General features: G+C 48.6%; 10 protein-coding genes. All 10 read left to right on the forward strand.

Features of this window, described 5'->3' with window-relative positions:
- The first annotated feature begins 4 nt into the window (after positions 1-4).
- The 10 genes from SBI19_RS06380 (at position 5) to metK (ending at position 18,168) form a co-directional block, all read left to right on the forward strand.
- Positions 5-2,152: a DUF5693 family protein gene (locus tag SBI19_RS06380; protein ID WP_317966104.1), complete on the forward strand. Its 2,148-nt coding sequence runs from the start codon at positions 5-7 to the stop codon at positions 2,150-2,152.
- The gene (csaB, locus tag SBI19_RS06385) at positions 2,116-3,267 is read left to right on the forward strand and encodes a polysaccharide pyruvyl transferase CsaB (protein WP_317966106.1); all 1,152 of its coding nucleotides are present in this window, start codon (positions 2,116-2,118) and stop codon (positions 3,265-3,267) included. The genes SBI19_RS06380 and csaB overlap by 37 nt, the downstream gene beginning before the upstream one ends.
- Before the next feature lie 8 nt (positions 3,268-3,275).
- Positions 3,276-4,070, forward strand: coding sequence for a WecB/TagA/CpsF family glycosyltransferase (locus SBI19_RS06390; protein ID WP_317966108.1), 795 nt, complete (start codon positions 3,276-3,278; stop codon positions 4,068-4,070).
- Between the two features lie 111 nt (positions 4,071-4,181).
- Positions 4,182-5,312 (forward strand): glycosyltransferase family 4 protein, encoded by a 1,131-nt coding sequence (locus SBI19_RS06395; protein WP_317966110.1) that lies wholly within the window; start codon positions 4,182-4,184, stop codon positions 5,310-5,312.
- Positions 5,313-5,497: 185 nt separating this feature from the next.
- Positions 5,498-9,643 carry an S-layer homology domain-containing protein gene (locus tag SBI19_RS06400; protein WP_317966112.1) on the forward strand — a complete coding sequence of 1,382 codons (4,146 nt, stop codon included), beginning with the start codon at positions 5,498-5,500 and terminating at the stop codon, positions 9,641-9,643.
- 566 nt (positions 9,644-10,209) lie between these two features.
- Positions 10,210-12,996: an S-layer homology domain-containing protein gene (locus SBI19_RS06405; protein ID WP_317966114.1), complete on the forward strand. Its 2,787-nt coding sequence runs from the start codon at positions 10,210-10,212 to the stop codon at positions 12,994-12,996.
- A 224-nt stretch (positions 12,997-13,220) separates the two neighbouring features.
- Positions 13,221-15,722 carry a hypothetical protein gene (locus SBI19_RS06410; RefSeq protein WP_317966116.1) on the forward strand — a complete coding sequence of 834 codons (2,502 nt, stop codon included), beginning with the start codon at positions 13,221-13,223 and terminating at the stop codon, positions 15,720-15,722.
- 68 nt (positions 15,723-15,790) lie between these two features.
- Positions 15,791-16,345, forward strand: a complete 555-nt coding sequence (locus SBI19_RS06415; RefSeq protein ID WP_317966118.1) for a hypothetical protein — start codon at positions 15,791-15,793, stop codon at positions 16,343-16,345.
- Positions 16,346-16,541: 196 nt separating this feature from the next.
- Positions 16,542-16,823 (forward strand): alpha/beta-type small acid-soluble spore protein, encoded by a 282-nt coding sequence (locus SBI19_RS06420; protein WP_317966120.1) that lies wholly within the window; start codon positions 16,542-16,544, stop codon positions 16,821-16,823.
- Positions 16,824-16,965: 142 nt separating this feature from the next.
- The gene (gene metK, locus SBI19_RS06425) at positions 16,966-18,168 is read left to right on the forward strand and encodes a methionine adenosyltransferase (protein WP_317966122.1); all 1,203 of its coding nucleotides are present in this window, start codon (positions 16,966-16,968) and stop codon (positions 18,166-18,168) included.
- Positions 18,169-18,292 lie beyond the last annotated feature (124 nt).

Here is an 18,292-nt window from a genome sequence, read left to right on the forward strand (position 1 = left end):
ATCAGTGCTTCAATGGCAGCTTTGGAACCGCAAGTTTAAAGCCGTGTTATGGACGCTTGCCTTAATCGGCGTAGTCGCTGCATTGCCGCTAGGCGTGCTGCGCTGGCAGATGGAAGGCACGTCCAAACAGGTTGAATATGTAATGGACTACAAGGATATCGAGCTGGTTGCATCGTATCAGTACAACCCAGCCGCATTCATCGATAAACAATTGGAACAAATGAAAGCAGCAGGCGTAACGACGATGGCTGTTTTCGAAACGACGCTGGATGATCTGGTCATCGCGAAACGATTGAACGTCTACAATCAATCGCAGTTAGCTTTGCTTCAAGGCAAGGCGCCTAACCTGGGCTTGAACGAGACGTACGTATTATTCGCGGGAACAGAAGAAGAGCGGGTGTTGAAGCCGCTCATCACCTCTGCTTTTGCGCGTGCAGGAATTTCGGTTTCGCCATGGGCGATGGATGGCCGTTCAGGCCTCCTGATCAGCGCGCCGATCGAGACCGCTACGCTTATCTCGATGACGCCGGATCCGATTGCCATGGACCGAATCCATGCTGCAGGATTCCGGATCCTGCCTCGCATTTCCGATCGTATTCGTCCATATGACGAGACTGAAACGCGTGCTATGCTGGAGCAGTTCAAGAGCTACGGCGTTGACCGTATTCTATTCGATGGCGATGCGGTCAAAGGATATAACGATAATGCGGAGCTGCACAGCTTGAACTCGTTCGCTGCGCTTCTGAAAGAAACGGGCATCGGCCTTGCAACAATCGAAGGCCTGAAAGCTCCGCAGCTCGGCTTTAATACGCTGGCCTATTTGACGGACTACAATGTCGTAAGGCTGCACTCGATCGCGGACTCGCTAGCCGCGACGATTTCGCCGGAGACACTTAAGGATCGATTCCTGCTCGCTGCGAAGGATCGTAAGATCCGCATGTTCTACTTGAACGCCGGTGCGAGCCGCAGCTTGGACAAAGGCGGCGTCGTTGACCCGCTGGACAAGCTTACTTCGGCACTGCAAGGTCCGGATGGTACGATCCAGAAGCTTGCTGATTTCGGGTTCTCTCCTGGCCCGGCAGAGCCGTTTGATGTAGATACGCCAAGCTGGGCCAAATATCTGAAGGCTATCGTATGCCTTGGCGCGGTCAGCTTGATTACGTTGTTGGTCGGCGCATTCGCTAACTGGTTCACGATACCAGCCTTCCTTATCGGTTTGATCGGCAGCGGCGGACTGTATGTCCTATCCAAGCCAACGCTGGAACAAGGCCTGGCTTTAGGTGCTGCAATCAGTACGCCGACGCTTGCCCTTATCTGGGTGCTTAACGTTATCCGCAGACGTACGGAAGGAACGCGCCGCAATGTTGGCGGCGAATGGAGCACGAGCCGTCCGCAAGGGAATGTACAAGTCGGCAAATGGGCTTCGCTGCTTGGCGATGTGTTCGCGATCGGCCGCATCAAATGGATTTTCAATGGCGTGTCGGCAGGACAACGATTCGGCAATGCGATTACGTTGTTCGTCTTCGCAAGTTTGATCTCGATGCTGGGCATTCCATTCGTAATCGGTTTGTTGAACAATATTACCTACAGCCTACTGCTGCAGCAATTCCGCGGGGTCAGTCTGCTGCATCTTGCGCCGATCTTCCTTGTAGCGCTGTACCTGTTCCTGTATATGGGCCAGTCGGTGCTTGAGAATCTTCGCAAGCTGTTGTCGATTCAGATTACTGTGTTCTGGATTATTACAGTTGTGGTATTGGGTATTGTAGGTCTGTATTACTTGTCGAGAACGGGTAATGCAGGACAAGCATCTTCTCTCGAGATGCTGACGCGCAATACACTGGAAACGACATTCGGCGTTCGCCCAAGATTTAAGGAGTTCCTGCTTGCGCACCCGTTATTGCTGCTTGGCTTGTTCTTAGCGCTTCGCTACCGCGCAGCATGGGTATTGGTTATTGTAGGCTCCATCGGTCAATTGTCGATAGTAGATACGTTTGCTCATATTCATACACCACTGCAAATTTCATTGATTCGTGATCTTCTCGGCCTCTGCTTAGGTGCAGCTATCGGCTGCGTGCTTATTGCGGTGTGGCAGCTTGGGGAAGGAGTTTGGCGCAAATGGGTAAGACCAGCAATCGTCAAGTCCGCCGCATAATCGTTTCCGGCTACTATGGTTTTAACAACAGCGGCGATGAAGCGGTACTGAAGTCGATCCTCAATGCGCTGCATGCGGAAGGCGAAGCGCAGGGCATTACAATCGAGCCTGTCGTATTATCTGCCGATCCCGCATGGACAACAAGAATGTACGGCTGCGAGGCAGTTCAACGGATGAGCCCATCCGTGCTGCTCCGCGAAATCCGCCGCTGCGACGGGCTTATCAGCGGCGGCGGCAGCTTACTGCAGGATGCGACAGGGTGGAAGACGATTCCGTATTATACGGGCGTCCTTACGCTCGCGCAGATGCTTGGCAAACCGACGTTTATTTATTCGCAGGGCGTAGGCCCTGTGAATCGTGGTTGGCTGTTCGCGCCTATTCGCCGCGTCATGAACAAGAGCCGATACGTCTCCGTTCGTGACGCAGAATCAGCTGCGCTGCTAAGCCGCATAGGCGTCCCTCAGGAGCGGATCGAGGTCGTCCCTGACCCTGTCATGGGCCTGCCGCTTCCTGAAGGGACACAGACTTCGGCTGCGAGCTCTGCTTCGACCGATGCCTTGCCAGTCATCGGCGTATCCTTACGCCATTGGCGCAAGGATGGCGTCGATCTGGAGCGTGCGGCAGCGGCGCTTGCGGCATTGGCTTCGCGCCGTTCGGTTCGTTACCGCTTCCTGCCCTTCCACACGCCTGACGATACCGAAACTTCTCAAGTTGTTATCGACCGGTTGACGGCAATCGGCATCGGCAGCAGCATTGCGGAGTTGGCAGCGCCCGGGGACGATCCGCAGCAGATGCTGCTCGAAGTCAGCCGCTGCGATATGATGTTCGGCATGCGCCTGCATGCGCTCATCTACGCTGCGAATCAGCGAGTGCCGCTGATCGGCTTGTCGTACGATCCGAAGATCGACCAGTTCCTTAATCGATTGGGACTGACAGCGATCGGTACGACCGAACAGCTGGATCCCGCACAATTCGCGGCCAGCGCAGATTCGCTGCTCAGCGATCTGGATGGCTGGCGCTCCCGCCACGGCGAAGTGATTGATCGACTGAAGCGCGAGGCGCAGCGGCCGGCACAGCAGATTGTGGCGCTGCTGAGTCAAACTACGAAAAGGTGAACGACTCAATGACGACGACTGTAACGAACAATATAGCAACAGCACAATCACGCAAACAGATTCCAACCGTATCGATTTATGGTCTGCCTTTCAGCAAGATGAGCATGGACGAGACAATCGCCAAGTTGACCGAAGCGATTGCCAATCGCGAGACGATGCATGTCATTACGGCTAACCCGATCATGGTGATGTCCGCGATCGAAGATCAAGCTTATTACAACATGATGCGTACGGCAGAATTGATCGTGCCGGACGGAACAGGCGTTGTTTGGGCGGCCAACTATGTTGGCGAACCTGTGGCAGAGCGGGTGCCGGGCTTTGATATTTTGCACCGATTGATGGCGCTTGGCGAGTCCAAGGGCTGGAGCGTGTATCTGCTCGGCACCGATCAGCAGACGATCGATCAAGCGGCTGCGAATTTGAAGCAGAAGTATCCTGGCACGCGCATTGCCGGCGTTCGCAACGGTTATTTCGGACCTGATCAGGATGCGGAGGTGGTAGCGGAGATTCGAGCGGCACAGCCGGATATTTTATTCGTTGCACGTTCAGCATCGACGCAAGAGCCTTGGATTGCACGGTATAAAGGCGAGCTTGGCGTGCCTGTTATCATGGGCGTCGGAGGCAGCTTCGATATTATTGCCGGCAAGCTGAAGCGTGCGCCGAAGTTGTTCCAGAAGCTTCGCTTGGAGTGGTTTTACCGCCTTCTGCAAGAGCCTTATCGGTATAAAAGAATGCTCGTTTTGCCTAAATTTGTGATCAAAGTGATTCGAGAGAAAGAAAAGGTGACAAAAGCACGTCCTTAGTCGTCCAAAACTAGTGAAAATCGTTTAATTCGGCAAAAAACGAGGATAGCTAAAGTTTTTCGCGCGGAGTATAATCAATGCGGTAGAAAATAAGAGGAGTTGGATACACCTGTGGGTATTCTCTACGGCATCTCATTTGCAATCGCTTTGATCCTTGCGCTTATAATGACACCGCTAGTCAAGCGTTTTGCGTTTGCTGTTGGTGCAATTGACAAACCGAATTACCGCAAAGTGCATACACGAATAATGCCGCGTCTCGGCGGGCTTGCTATCTATATTGCGTTTGTCGGCGCTGTTCTGATCGCACTGCCTTTCGTACCGGAAGGCACGCTTCGTCACTATGACCTTAATATGATCCGAGCGATTCTGGTCGGCGGATCGATTATCGTCATCGTTGGTGCATTGGATGACCGCTTCGAGCTTTCGGCTAAGGTGAAGCTCGTCGGGCAAATTGCAGCAGCGTGCGTCGTTGTTTTCGGCTTCGGCGTCAAGATCGATCTGCTCAACATTCCGTTCGGCGAGTCCATGCAGCCCGTTGCATCTTGGTTGAGCATTCCGCTGACGATCTTCTGGATCGTCGGGGTTACGAATGCGATTAACCTGATCGACGGCTTGGATGGTCTGGCAGCTGGCGTGTCGGGCATCGCCATTGCAACGATTTTGACGATGGCAGCGATTATGGGCTTCGTGCCTGTTATCCTGCTCAGCACGATCTTGCTCGGCGGCGTTATCGGCTTCCTGGTCTATAACTTCCACCCGGCGAAGATCTTCATGGGGGACTCTGGCGCACTGTTCCTAGGCTTCTGCCTAGCGACATTGTCCATGCTTGGGTTCAAGCAGGTAACAATCGTATCGTTCGTAACTCCGCTTCTGATTATCGGCGTACCGCTGTCGGACACGTTCTTCGCGATCATTCGCCGCTGGCGCAGCAAGAAGCCGATTTTTGCTCCGGACAAAGGCCATCTGCATCACTGTCTGCAAGAGCTTGGCTTCGGTCATCGCAACACGGTACTTATCATTTGGGGCATTGCGGCGTTCTTCGGCGGTTGCGCAATCGTGCAGTCGACGCTAACGCAATCGCATGCTGCGAACTGGATTACTTTCGTCGTAATCTGCATCCTTACGTTCTGTCTGCAGATTGGAGCCGAACTGATCGGCATCGTCGACAAGTCGAAACGTCCGATCTTGGATCTGCTGTTCCGCAATCGTCTGAAGACGCACGCAGAATCGCGCACCAAATAAAATCATTAGCTATCATTCATGCTCCGGTCTCGTTAAGAGACCGGGGCTTTTTTGTGTGGCGGGTATCGTCTTTTGGGAATCGATATGAATGAATTGGTCGTTCAGGCTAAACTTTTCAGCACGCCTCTCCGATACATTTAAGTACATGTATCTAGCGAGACTTAAGGTAATGGAGGAGGCTTATTGTGGCTAAGAAATGTAGTATTTGGTTCGTTGTACTGTCGCTCTTGATCGGCCTGCTGCAGTTGACCGGAAGCGAACGCGCGGTCGCCGCGACTTCGGGCAACTTCGCTTTCCCTAATGAGTTTGAGCAGCCTGATAAAGCAAGAATCACGTCGAACGGCATGGTGACCATCAATGGTACGATCAACGGTGTAAACCCATCGGCTATCACCTATAATGTGTACCAGGTTGTTGACTACGATGTTGCAGACCCATCGGCTGAGAAAATCGGCTCCAAGCGTGAAGGCTTGACGAGTGGTGTCTATGTGAATGGCAATGCTCTTCAAGTTTTCAACGTTCAGTTGTTCTCGGGTCTTAATAAGATTACGTTCCAGGGAACGAAGGGCGGCGGCCTCGTAGAGAACTCGATCTACATCGATTACCATGACGGCCCTACGCTGTACGATTTGGAAGCCTCCTTGTACGGCAATAACTTCCCGATGAATGAGAATAGCACAACGGTTGTTCATTCGACTGCAACCAAAGGCAAATCCTCGACCGACATTTCGATTTCCGGTAAAGCGCCGAACGCACAGAGCGTTACGGTTGAAGTGAACGGCAGCAGCCGCACGTTCAGTGTTAACAGCACGAACGGATATTCATTCGTTGCATCGCCGGTTAACGTGCTGAAAGGCAAGAACTTGGTGAAAATCAAAGTTAGCAACGGCACCCAGACGATTGAAACGACGCGTGAAGTCGCATTCTATAATGGTGCGGTAACGTTCTACGATATGACATTGTCGGACGATGCGAACAACAGTGCATCGCTCGAATATAATCCGAACCTGATTACAAGCAAGTCCGGTTTGGAGATCACAGGTAAGGTCATCGTTCCGAACTACTATGGCAAGAAAGCATCGGAGACGGTGAATACACCTCACCCTGATCCCAAAGTGGCATTGCAGTCGCTAAAGGCTGACATCTATGAAGTTGGCGGAACGACAGCAAAGTTATCCTTTGATTCTACGAAGATTACGTCGGCAGCTGTTCAACCTTATAGTGAAACCGACGCATTCTTTGTTTATGAATTTTCGATACCGGTAGATGGAACAAGCTTGGATTACAGCAAACGATATAATTTGCGTGTTCAGGCGAACAACGAGCTTAACATTGCGAATGGTACGACACCAACGGTTGAAGGCAATAGCGCGTTGTTCTTCACACTGCTGAATTCGAATATGCCATTCATTGAGCAAGTGAATTACCTGCCAGGTTATCAGCCAAACAATTACCTGGGTCTGACCGGCGATCCGCTGGATGGCAAGAGTTTGTACGGTATGCCAATCGGTATCGAAATACTGGTCGGCAATCCATCGAATCTTGATATTTCGAAGAGTACGGGCGATTTAGCGAATACGGGGCTAGGCATTGAAAGCATTACGAATGCGGTCGGCACAGCTGCTAAGGCTGGCTCCTACAAGATTAAAGTATTGAGTCAGGCGGATGAATTATTGTCGATCAACGGCAAGACAGGCACTTATCGCCGCATCATTATGGAAGTGTCCAAGCTGCCGTTCGAAGGCAAGCAGACGATTAAATTCCAAGCGCTAAGCTCGACTAGTGTCCTGACAGATCCTTCCACTTATAATTCCTTCAATGTAACGGTCACCATGCTGTTCGGACCATATGTCAGCTACACCAAGCTGTTCGATTCGATGCTTGTATATAACGATACAACATCAGCGACGGCAGCAAATGATATTATCAACACGGAGCTTGGCAAGTTCGCGGGTACCATACAGAACGTCAATAATACAGATGAAATTCGTTATGAGCCAGAGAAAGTCGCGGGCAAGACCGTAGGGGCCCAGTCGATTTACTTCTATGTCAATAACGTTGCTTTCCCGCTCGTACCGAAAGATTCATCGGACATTCATGATACCGAATTTGTGCTGGATCCAACTGTGAAGCTAAGCGATGTGTTCGCGGTGATGTTCAATGGCGAGAATACGATTCGTTTCGTCTTCCAGGGCACACAAACCTTCTATGAACGATCGGTGAAACTGAACATCGTACCAACGAACCTGCCGATTATTCCGGTAGCAGGTTCGGCAGGGGTATTCCCATTCACGTATACTCCGACGATTAATGACGCAGATATTATTCCAACACCGAACGATCCGAATTTCCCGATGTCGGGTTCGATTTATACGACATCCAAATCCAAAATGAACGTTTATGGTACGTTCGACTTTATCGATCTTGGCAAGAGTGAAATCGATGGCAGCATTTCGGGCAACATGCCGGCAAATCCTGCAGATTACATTTTGAAGATTACGAGCTCTTCTTCGGATAAAGTATATACTTGGGATCTAACGATGCCATTCAGCATCTATAGCAGCGAAGATCCGAATGTAGGCGCGATTTATGATCCGAAACATGCAGGGATCTCAGGCTTGCTCGTGGTTCGATATGATATTGCGACGCAGTCGTTCTCCTTTATACTGAAGGATCAAGATCTGAACAGCGATGGCAGCTCCAGCGTTTACAACTTCTTCGTATATAACAGCGGCTTGTACGGACCGAAAGCAAGCTACCGGATGGAAGTCGACCCGACGGCGCTGCCATACGATATCGTTCGTCCGATTCTGCCGGCAAAGAGCATTGTGAACCAAAACTTCGTTGAAGTCATAATTGATGCGAAGGGTGCACAAACAGTCGAGATCAACAAAGTAAATGCCGTCAAATCGCAATTCGATGCAGACTACGACGGTAAGATCGACTATTACAATGCCTATCGCGCGACGATTACGGACTTGAAGGTCGGCAAGAACACGATCAAGTTCACGATCACGAGCGCGAACGATAAAACAACCGGTTCGATCGACATTACGTACGCTCCGACGAACATTCCAGGGGCGCAGTTCATGAAGACGATGGCTGCATCGCAGAAAGTATTCGATGGCGCATTGTCGCTGACTTTCCCGAAAGGTACAACGCTGATCCGCCGCGACTACAACGTGCCGGAAGAGTTCAAGAACCAAGTGTTCACGAATCATAAGCTGTTGTATTCGATCGCGAACTCCGAAGACGGCGTTGTTGACCGTCACGAATTCGACGGATGGCCAGCTGACTTTGACAAAGTCATTACGTCTAACGGAGAGCAGTTCAAGTTCTCGTTCCCATCGCGCTTCGCTAAAGCTTCGCCAGTATACTGGATCGATGCTGGTATGGCCGATGATACGACGACCAAGTCTACTTACGATCCGCTCACTAATGGTGCTGAACCTTATCAGTTCCCGAACAGCGGCATTCCATCGTACAACGATCGCGCGAGCGACCGCGAATTGATTGCCTCTAAGGCAGGCCAGTTAACGTTGTCGTTCGATGCGAATATGAAAGATGCAATCGGAACGCTCATTACCGTGTACCGCTACGACAATCAGAATAAGTACTGGGAGAATGTCGGCGGGGTCGTAGATACGAAGAAGAACACGATCACGGTGCCGTTCACGAAGTTTGGTTACTATGTAGTTGGTAAGATGGTTTACTCGTTCAGCGACATTACGGGCCATCCATACGCTCGTAACTATATGGAAGCAATCTTCTCTAAAGGTATTTCGAACCCGGTAGGCTACGACGATTTCGGTGCTGATATGTACACGACTCGCGGCGAGTTCGCTCGCATGATCGTCAAAGCGCTGGATCTTCCATTGAACTATGAGATGGGGAACCCATCGTTCGACGATGTACCGGTCATTATGAACCCGGATGCAATCTGGGATTATCGCTACATCGAGACAGCAGCCCGCTCGGGTATTATCCGCGGTACGCAGCCTCGGACGTTCGATCCAAGCGGCAACTTAACTCGCGAGGAAGCTGCAGTAATCTTGGCGAGAGCGCTTGAGCTCAAGCTGGATACGGATCCAACGAAGATCAGCAAGGCGCTGGAGAAGCAGTTCAAGGATCACGGCGATATCAACTACTATGCGAAAGCATCGGTAACTGCTATTGCTAAGAAGGGCTACATTGTAGGTTCCCCAGTTGATCAGGCGGATCCGAAGAAAGGCTACGTATTCGAGCCGCATTCCAACCTGCTGCGTTCCGACGCTGCCATTATCGTAGGCAAGATGCTAGTCGATATGAAGAAGCTGCCTAAGCTGAACTAGGTTAAGGCAGGTGAGAGCGGTGCTTGCTTAATGCGAGCACCGCTTTCTATTTGATGAGAGATGCTAGATTTCGACACGATCCGATTATATGCTTCTTGGTAAAACTTTAGCATCGACGTTATTCGGCTTTACGAGCTATACTTAAGAAGTTCCTGAGAGGGAACGAATGTCTAGAACAAAAAGATTTAGCCAATTGAAGAAAAACTTTTGTTCAAAGCGCAACTTTTCAAATCTTACTGCGTCTAACGGTAAGAACAAAGAAAAACAGAGCATTTAGAAACAATTAATAGAGGTACATATTCTTCTCGACCTCTTTACGCTACAGGTAGTCTACTGTATAATGTTATAGTGGCCTAGCTTCTCTACCAGAATTTTCTTCACGAGGTTACAAGTTTCTGCGACATGTTTTTACATAATGGGTTTAACATGATTGCAGACATCATTTATATCCAATTACTGCTCTACTCTGGAAAGGGGGTGAATCGGCGATGAGGGAAACGAGCAATTCACTATCCACTCAACACTCTCAACAACCGAAGCAATTTAGAGGAGGAGAAAAAAAGGTTATGAAGAAAAGTTTGTCTTTACTCGTAGCTATCACCATGGTGTTCTCGATGTTCGCATCGGTAGCATTCGCGGCTGATAAAGCAGCACCGTCGCAAGACGAGAAATTCGCTGCACTGAAAGAACTCGGTATTTTCACTGGATTCCCAGATGGTTCCGCAGGTCTCAACCTGAACATGACTCGCGCGCAATTCGCGAAAGTTCTCACGGTAGGCACTGGCCTCGAAGAGAACGCAGCAGCTTCCAAGTACAGTGACGTATCCGCTACGCACTGGGCTAAACCATTCATCGGCGCTGTTACAGAAGCAGGCCTGATGCAAGGTGTAGGCAACAACAAGTTCAATCCTAACGGCAACGTTACGATCCAAGAACTTGCTAAAACGCTTGTTCTGTCGCTTGGCCTTGAGCCAGTTGAAGGCGCAGAAGTTAAAGGCGCAAGCGCATGGGCAGCAGGTTATGTTCAAGCAGCTCTGGATGCTAAAATCATCCCTAGCTTCACGAACTACAACGTAGCTGCAACGCGCGGTCAACTTGTTGACGCTATCTACGAAATCGTAGCTGGTGACACGGTAACGGTTAAATCCGTAGAAGCAGTTGATGCTAAAACGGTTAAAGTAACGTTCTCCGATGACCAATCCGTAACAAAAACGCTTGAAACTGCTCTTGAAGTAGGTAAAGCAACGAAAGTTTCCGTTGAGTACAACGGCAAAACTTACGAAGTTGAAGTTACGCTTGAAGGTCTGAAAGTAAACAAAGCATCGCAAACGGGCGCTAAGAAAATTACGCTCGAGTTCAACAAAGCAGTAACGAAAGATCTCGCTGTTGAAGTTAAGTACCTGTCCCAAGCTGTGACAGTTACGAAAACTTTCGCTGACGATCTGAAATCGGTAGTTCTGACGGCTGGTTACCTGCCTGCTGGCGACATCACGGTTAAAGCTGGTGACGCTGAAGTAGTAACGGTTAAAGCTGAAGCAGAGAAAGCAACGAAAGTAAGCATCGGCGCTGACTCCCTGCAAAAAGCAAACGGCCAAAACCTGGTTGCTAAAACTTTCAACCAATTCAATGAAGAAATGCCTTATGAAAACATCAACGTTACGGCTTACAACACGACAAAAGGCACAAACATCGCAGTTAACAAAACGGTTGACGGTTACATCGTCGATCTGGCTGACAAAGTTGTTGGCGGTGTGACGACGGAAATCGCTAAACTTGATGACGTTATCGTAGTTCAAGCAAGCAACACGCTTGGCCTGTATGACTCCAAGTCTTTCAAAGTAACGTCCGCAAGCGCTGCAACGAAAATCGTAATCGACGCTGTACAACCACTGAAAGACAAAACTCGTATTTCCGTTCAAAGCGGTGAAAACACGGGTCTGGTTCTGCCAATCACGTTGACGGACCAATACGGTAAAGCAGTTAAACTTCCTAAAACGGCTAAGATCGACCTGAACGCAGGTGGTACTTGGACGAATAACTTCCAAATCGGCGGCATCCTGTTCTATGTCGGCGGTACGGGTCACATCAACAACATCGTGGTTGACGAGAACGGCAAAGTAACGTTCGATGCTGTTACAGCAGGTAACATTGTTCTGTCGGCAAGCAACCCGCAAGCTGTTGGTGCAAATGCATCGGTAGCATTCGTAATCAACGAAGCAAACGCAGTTAAAGAACTGAAAATCAACAACCCAGTTGCACAAGTAGTTAAAGGTGAAACGGTTACGATTCCTTTCACTGCAATTGACTCCTATGGCGCAGCAATGGCTAACAAAGACGTAGTTGTTGATGGTACGAAAGTACTGCTTCAATCGACGGTAGCATTCGACGGTACGCCATTCGTTAACGCTAAAGGCGAACTCGTTGTTAAGTTCAAAAACGCTGGTAATGCAGTAGTTCAAGCGGTTGTTAACGGTCTGATCACTTCGACGATCTCCTTCGAAGTTAAAGACACGCCAACAACGCAATCGATCCTTGGCTTCAAATCCGACGTTCTGACGACGTTTGAAGTAGGCGCTAAGGCGACTATCGGTAACGACAAAGTTCAATTCGTAGACTCCCTGGGTCGTACGAAAGATACAGGCGCTGGCTACACACTGACGGTAAAAGACGGTTCGTCCGATATCGTTAAAATCGCTGCAGGTTCCAAAGAAATTGAAGCAGTAAAAGAAGGTTCCAAAGTAGTTACGATCAGCTTCGACGGTAAATCGACGGATGTAACGATCACGGTTGTTAAATCCTCGGATATCAAATCGTACGAAGTTCAATCGATCGGTACGGTTTATGGTGAGAAGTCGCAAACAGCTGCTTCCAACTACGCAGTTGAGGTTAAACTCAATGGTAAAACTGAAGGCGGTACAGCAGTAGTTCTGGCTAATGCTGTTGCTGACAACGTAACGAGCAGCGATCTGTCGGTTCTGGGCGTAACGGGCTCGAAAGTATTCGGTCTGAAAGCTGGTAAATCGACGGTTACAGCTTACAAAGGCGACAACAAAGTTGCAGTTGAAGTTACGGTATCCGAAGCTACACCAATCGCAGCTACAGTGAAATTCCTGAAAGACGAGTACACAGTTACTAAAGGTCAAACGGTAGAAATTTCTATCGAGCAAAAAGACCAATATGGTAAAATTGATGCACTTGCTGGTTTCCTGTCGGTGAACAGCGAGTACGCAACGTACACGAAAAAAGACGCTACAACGTTCGTAATCACGGGCGTTAAGCAAGGCGTTGTTACGGCTACGTACACGACGGCTAACGGTGTAACAGCTACGACTTCGATCGTAGTTAACAACTAATCCGTAAGGATTGAGAAAAAGGTAGAAGCTAATGCTTCTACCTTTTTTGTTATGTGAAATTTTGAAGGGTCAAAACCAATCGATTTGACCACAAGATAAAAAAGTTATTCATGCTAAGTTCATATTCTCAATGTATAATCGAGAGAGGAGATTTTTATCTAAAATTAAGAAACAAAGTTAATCTATTCTACGTCAAATAGTAAAACGAAGTAGGAGGAATATCATTGAAGAACAAATGGATCAAGAAAGGTACGGCTAGTATTGCAGTTGCGGCATTAATGTTAGGCACTAATCCTGTATGGACGCAGAGCACAGTGGCAGACGCAGCAACAGTTGCGAAGACGCTTTCATCTCAGTCTGTGAAGCTGAGCGCGAATGCTTCGCTATCGGTAAGCAGTGCGCAATTCTTAATGCAGGATAAAGGAAAGGTTTTGGCGTTCACTGTAAACTATGTTAATAAAGAGTCCAAGTCTATTGATCTTGGGGACTATACGCTTCGTCTTAAGACGAAAGATGGCAAGTCCTTTAAAGTGAATGTCGTTAGTTCAAACAAAGATACGACATCAATTACTGCAAAGACGAGCCAGTACATAACGTACTATGCAACAGTCGATAATGGAACGCAGCTATCCGATCTGCAGTTTGAGATTGTGAAGTGGGACTTCGATGCTCCGAACTTTGAGAGAAAGCTCGGAACGATTAAAGCGGCAAACAACGAGAGCAGTCAAGTTGCTCCATTCGCGGCCAAAACAATGAACGTGAATAACGCGAGCCTCCGATCGGCTATTAAAGGTGCTTTCATTACAAAGGATCAGACTAGTGCATATTTAACGATTAACTATTTGTTTGAAAATAAAGGACTTCAAACGATTGATTTGTCTAAATATAGCTTTTACATTCAAACACCAAGTTATTCTGTATATAAAGTAAGTGCATCGGAGCTTGCGCAGCTTACATTACAGCCTAATGAAAGAAAAATTTCAACGATGACCGTCAAATTGCCGTTAGCAGTAGCAGGCAAGAAATTGTCCCTTGTAGTTGCGACGACGGATGATGCTAACAAGGTCGAGCTTCCAGCAGGCGAGTTCTTGCTTCCAACACTGGCTGCTGCGCCGGTAACCGCTGTAGGTCAAAGCAGAAGCGTGTTTTTGTCCGGCCAGTCTGTTAAAACGACATTAGGAAAAGCCTCATTAGACGACACGGGCTCTACAGAAAAGGGCATATCGATTGACTATAAGTTATTGAACCAAGGTTCGGATTCGATTAATCTGCCGGACATTGAGGTTTATCTGAAGACCAAGCAAAATGTCAACTATCCGCTTACTTTCACGAAGGACGAGAGCAAGTTGCTGCCGGGAATTGAGAAGACTTTGGCGTTAACAGGAAGTATTCCATCTACAGTGAAGGTAGAAGATGCTGAAATCGTAGTCAGAACAGTAGGCACGGATAAAGATCTGGGCTATGTTATTGGCTCATACAAAACAACTTCAACAATTCAACAAGGCAGCCTTGGCAGTACGTTCACGATGGGAGACTATCGTGTATCATTGAACGCTATTCAGAGATCTCCACTTGAAGATACAGACATGCTCGTAGCTGATATTAGCATTACCAATACAACTTCTGTATCGAAGAAAATCCCATCGCTTAGCGGATATTTCCTCGTTAATGGCGTTAAGATTGAGAACGCATCTACGGTGGTGGGGTTGGATGATTCGATTACGATTGCGCCAGGCCAATCCTACAACATGATTATATATACGCAGATCCCTTATACGTCTGTTGTCAGTAACATTGGTTTCGTTGCAACAGAGCCTGTAACAGATAAGACATCGAAAGTACTTTATCAATTTTCAAGTCAAAACCTGAGTACGATTCCGATAATCAGCAAGGATAAGACTTATGAGATTAATAGTGTAGGCAAGAAAGCTTCGATTCAACTTACGCGTAACGCGATCTTCAAAGGAACGACTAACAATCAGTTTTATGCTGAATTCGTTATTCAGAACAAAGAGAGTCGCGTAGCAGCTGTGAGCAACTTGGGAGGATATTTGCTCGATCAGAATGGACAAGTTGTACCAATCACCTTCGCGACGATGAAGAACAAAGTACTTCCAAATGGAAAAGTATTACTGTCTGCATATGCGACACTTCCGAATGGATTTGATGAAGAACACTATGATCTCTATTTAGGTCAAGCAATATCGAAAGCAACTGGGACTGGTGAGACGACTGCACAAAATGCAATTGCCAAGATTGTATCCTATCGCCTGAATGGTGAGAAACCGGCAGCAGTCAAAACCGATTTCCAACATATTAAGATTGCCGGATTTGATATTTCGTTTAACAACATCCGTGCAAGTCTCAGATCAAGCGGTGGATACAATGTTGACGGTATGAACTTAAACATGGATTATACGCTGGCAAGAGAGACTGAATATGATTATACCGCAGGCGATCACAAGCTTGTGATCGAATTTGTAAACAATGATAACCAAAAGATGACGTTCAAAAAATCATACAGCTTTACGGCAACTGAAGGATCACAGAACGAAATTCTGAAGGAAGGCAAGGACCTTGCTTTGTTAACATCCTTCGATGAGAATTCAATTCAAGCCAAAATTACGGACTATAACAACTTCACGATCAACGTATACGACGAATTCCAGGGTAACCAACTACTTATTGCAACGAACCAGTTTGCTTGGTTCCCTACTAAATCATAACATTAGGAGTAGCCTCATTCCTCGTAATCTAGTATCCTAGAGACACGAGAAGGAGGAATGAACTGGATATGAAAAAAGCAGTAAGCAAGCTGGTATTGGCGGCAGTCCTTCTCGGAGGCGGCGCGCTAATCGGGGCACAATTCACGGACAAGGCTAGCGGTGACGGAGAGGTCGTCACACCTGGTTCCGTCGACGATCCAGTCGTTACGAAGAGCTACGTTGACCAGAAGCTAGGAGGCCAGAGCGGCGGTATGACAGCCGAAGCGGTCCAACAACTGCTGGATCAGACGAAGCAGGAATTGACGAAGCAGCTGACACAGCAAATAGCGGAGCAAATCAGTGCCAATAGCAATGAGGTAGTAGTAGTAAGCGTACCGCAAGGTAAGACGCTGATAGCGAAGGATGGGGCGGAATTCGTTGTACGTGCGGGCAAAGCGGTTGCATATAGCGGCGATGCCAACGGGATCTCGGATTTGACGGACGGCAAAGACATCACGAATGGCAAATCCGTGCCGAATAACCATCTGATCTTGTTCCCTCGCGGCGGTCGAGGCGTTATGCCAGATCCATCGCTGAAGTCAGGTCTGACCGTACTTGTACGCGGCCAATATCAACTGCAATAATTGTGTATCCTATAATCTTTAATGATGTACATGAGGCGGTCTCCAGAAATGGGGGCCGTCTCTGTTGTTCAAACCATGCAGTGTCCCCTAATTCTTCCCTTGCTGACAAAAGGTTATACGCTTCAAACAAGCTCGAAGCGAGCACGATAATAGCACGTTCCTAACTATTCATTATAACTTCGGAGGTGCTCTAATTATGGCTCGTTCTAATCAAAAGGTTGTACCGCAAAGCCGTCAGGCACTCAATCAAATGAAATATGAAATTGCAGCTGAGTTCGGACTCATGCAACCAACAGGCTTCGGAGCAGATGCGGATACGGAGTTCGCAGGCGAATTTGGAACGGTAAACTCTGTAGGCGGCAGCGTGCCATGGGCGCAGCTGGCCACTCGTCAAGCGGGCGCTGTAGGCGGAGAAATCACACGCAGACTTGTACAGCAAGCAGAGGCTGTCCTGAATGGAAACGGGCAGTTCCATTGACACACCATATTCGATCGCGTATCATAATATGTTAGAAGTGTTGTACTAACAACCTTTTCCTACCGGAAAAGGTTCATTTTTTGTGTAGGCATAACGCAGTAATTGCGCATAATAAAGTTAAGGTTTTTAGGAGGTTGATGTAATGTCGTTGAAAGGTAAACATCTGTTTACTTCGGAATCCGTAACGGAAGGACATCCGGATAAAATCTGCGACCAGATCTCAGACGCAGTACTTGATGCATTTCTTGAGGCTGATCCGAACGCGCGTGTAGCATGCGAAGTTTCGGTAGCGACAGGGCTCGTGCTTGTAATCGGTGAAATCAGCAGCCGTGCGGATTACATTGATATCCCTGCCATTGTGCGTCGTACGATCAAAGAGATCGGCTATACGCGTGCCAAATTCGGCTTTGATTCCAGCACTTGTGCTGTACTTACATCGTTGAACGAGCAGTCGGCTGATATCGCGCAAGGCGTCAATGCGGCGCTTGAATCGCGCGAAGGCAAAGACGTGCAGCAAGAGAATGAAGATATCGGCGCAGGCGATCAAGGCCTCATGTTCGGTTTTGCAACGAACGAGACGCCTGAGCTTATGCCGCTCCCGATCGCGCTGTCGCACCGTATCGCGCGCCGTCTATCCGAAGTTCGTAAGAGCGGTCAACTCGACTACCTGCGCCCGGATGGCAAAACGCAAGTTACGATCGAGTACCAAGATGGCAAGCCTGTACGTGTCGATACGATTGTCGTATCCACGCAGCATGCAGAAGAAGTATCGCTCGAGCAGATCCAGAAGGATATTCGCGAGCATGTTATTGCACCTGTCGTTCCAACGGAATGGCTGGATGAGCAAACGAAATATTTCATCAACCCTACGGGCCGTTTCGTAATCGGCGGACCACAAGGCGACGCAGGTCTGACAGGCCGCAAAATCATCGTCGACACGTACGGCGGTTATGCTCGTCACGGCGGCGGCGCATTCTCCGGCAAAGATCCAACGAAGGTTGACCGTTCGGCAGCTTATGCAGCTCGTTACGTTGCGAAGAACATCGTAGCGGCTGGTCTTGCTGACAAATGCGAAATTCAATTGGCATACGCAATCGGCGTCGCACAACCGGTATCGATTAACGTTGATACGTACGGAACAGGCAAAGTAAGCGAAGAGAAACTTGTTGAGGTTATCAAAGCAAACTTCGACCTTCGCCCAGCCGGCATTATCAAAATGCTGGATCTTCGCCGTCCGATCTACGGCAAAACAGCAGCATACGGCCACTTCGGTCGTACCGATATCGACCTTCCATGGGAACGTGTCGATAAAGCCGAACTGCTCAAAGCAGGCGCACAAGCTTAATCGCTTCTCCTTTATAGATGAACCGAATCGCAATTCGCGATTCGGTTTTTTCGTGTCCAACCTAAACTTTCCCACGCCGCGAACCGACAAAATAGGTACGACTGTCTTGCTGGGGAGTGGATAT

The sequence above is a fragment of the Paenibacillus sp. CCS19 genome, from assembly GCF_033239625.1.
Taxonomy (GTDB): Bacteria; Bacillota; Bacilli; order Paenibacillales; family Paenibacillaceae; genus Paenibacillus_T.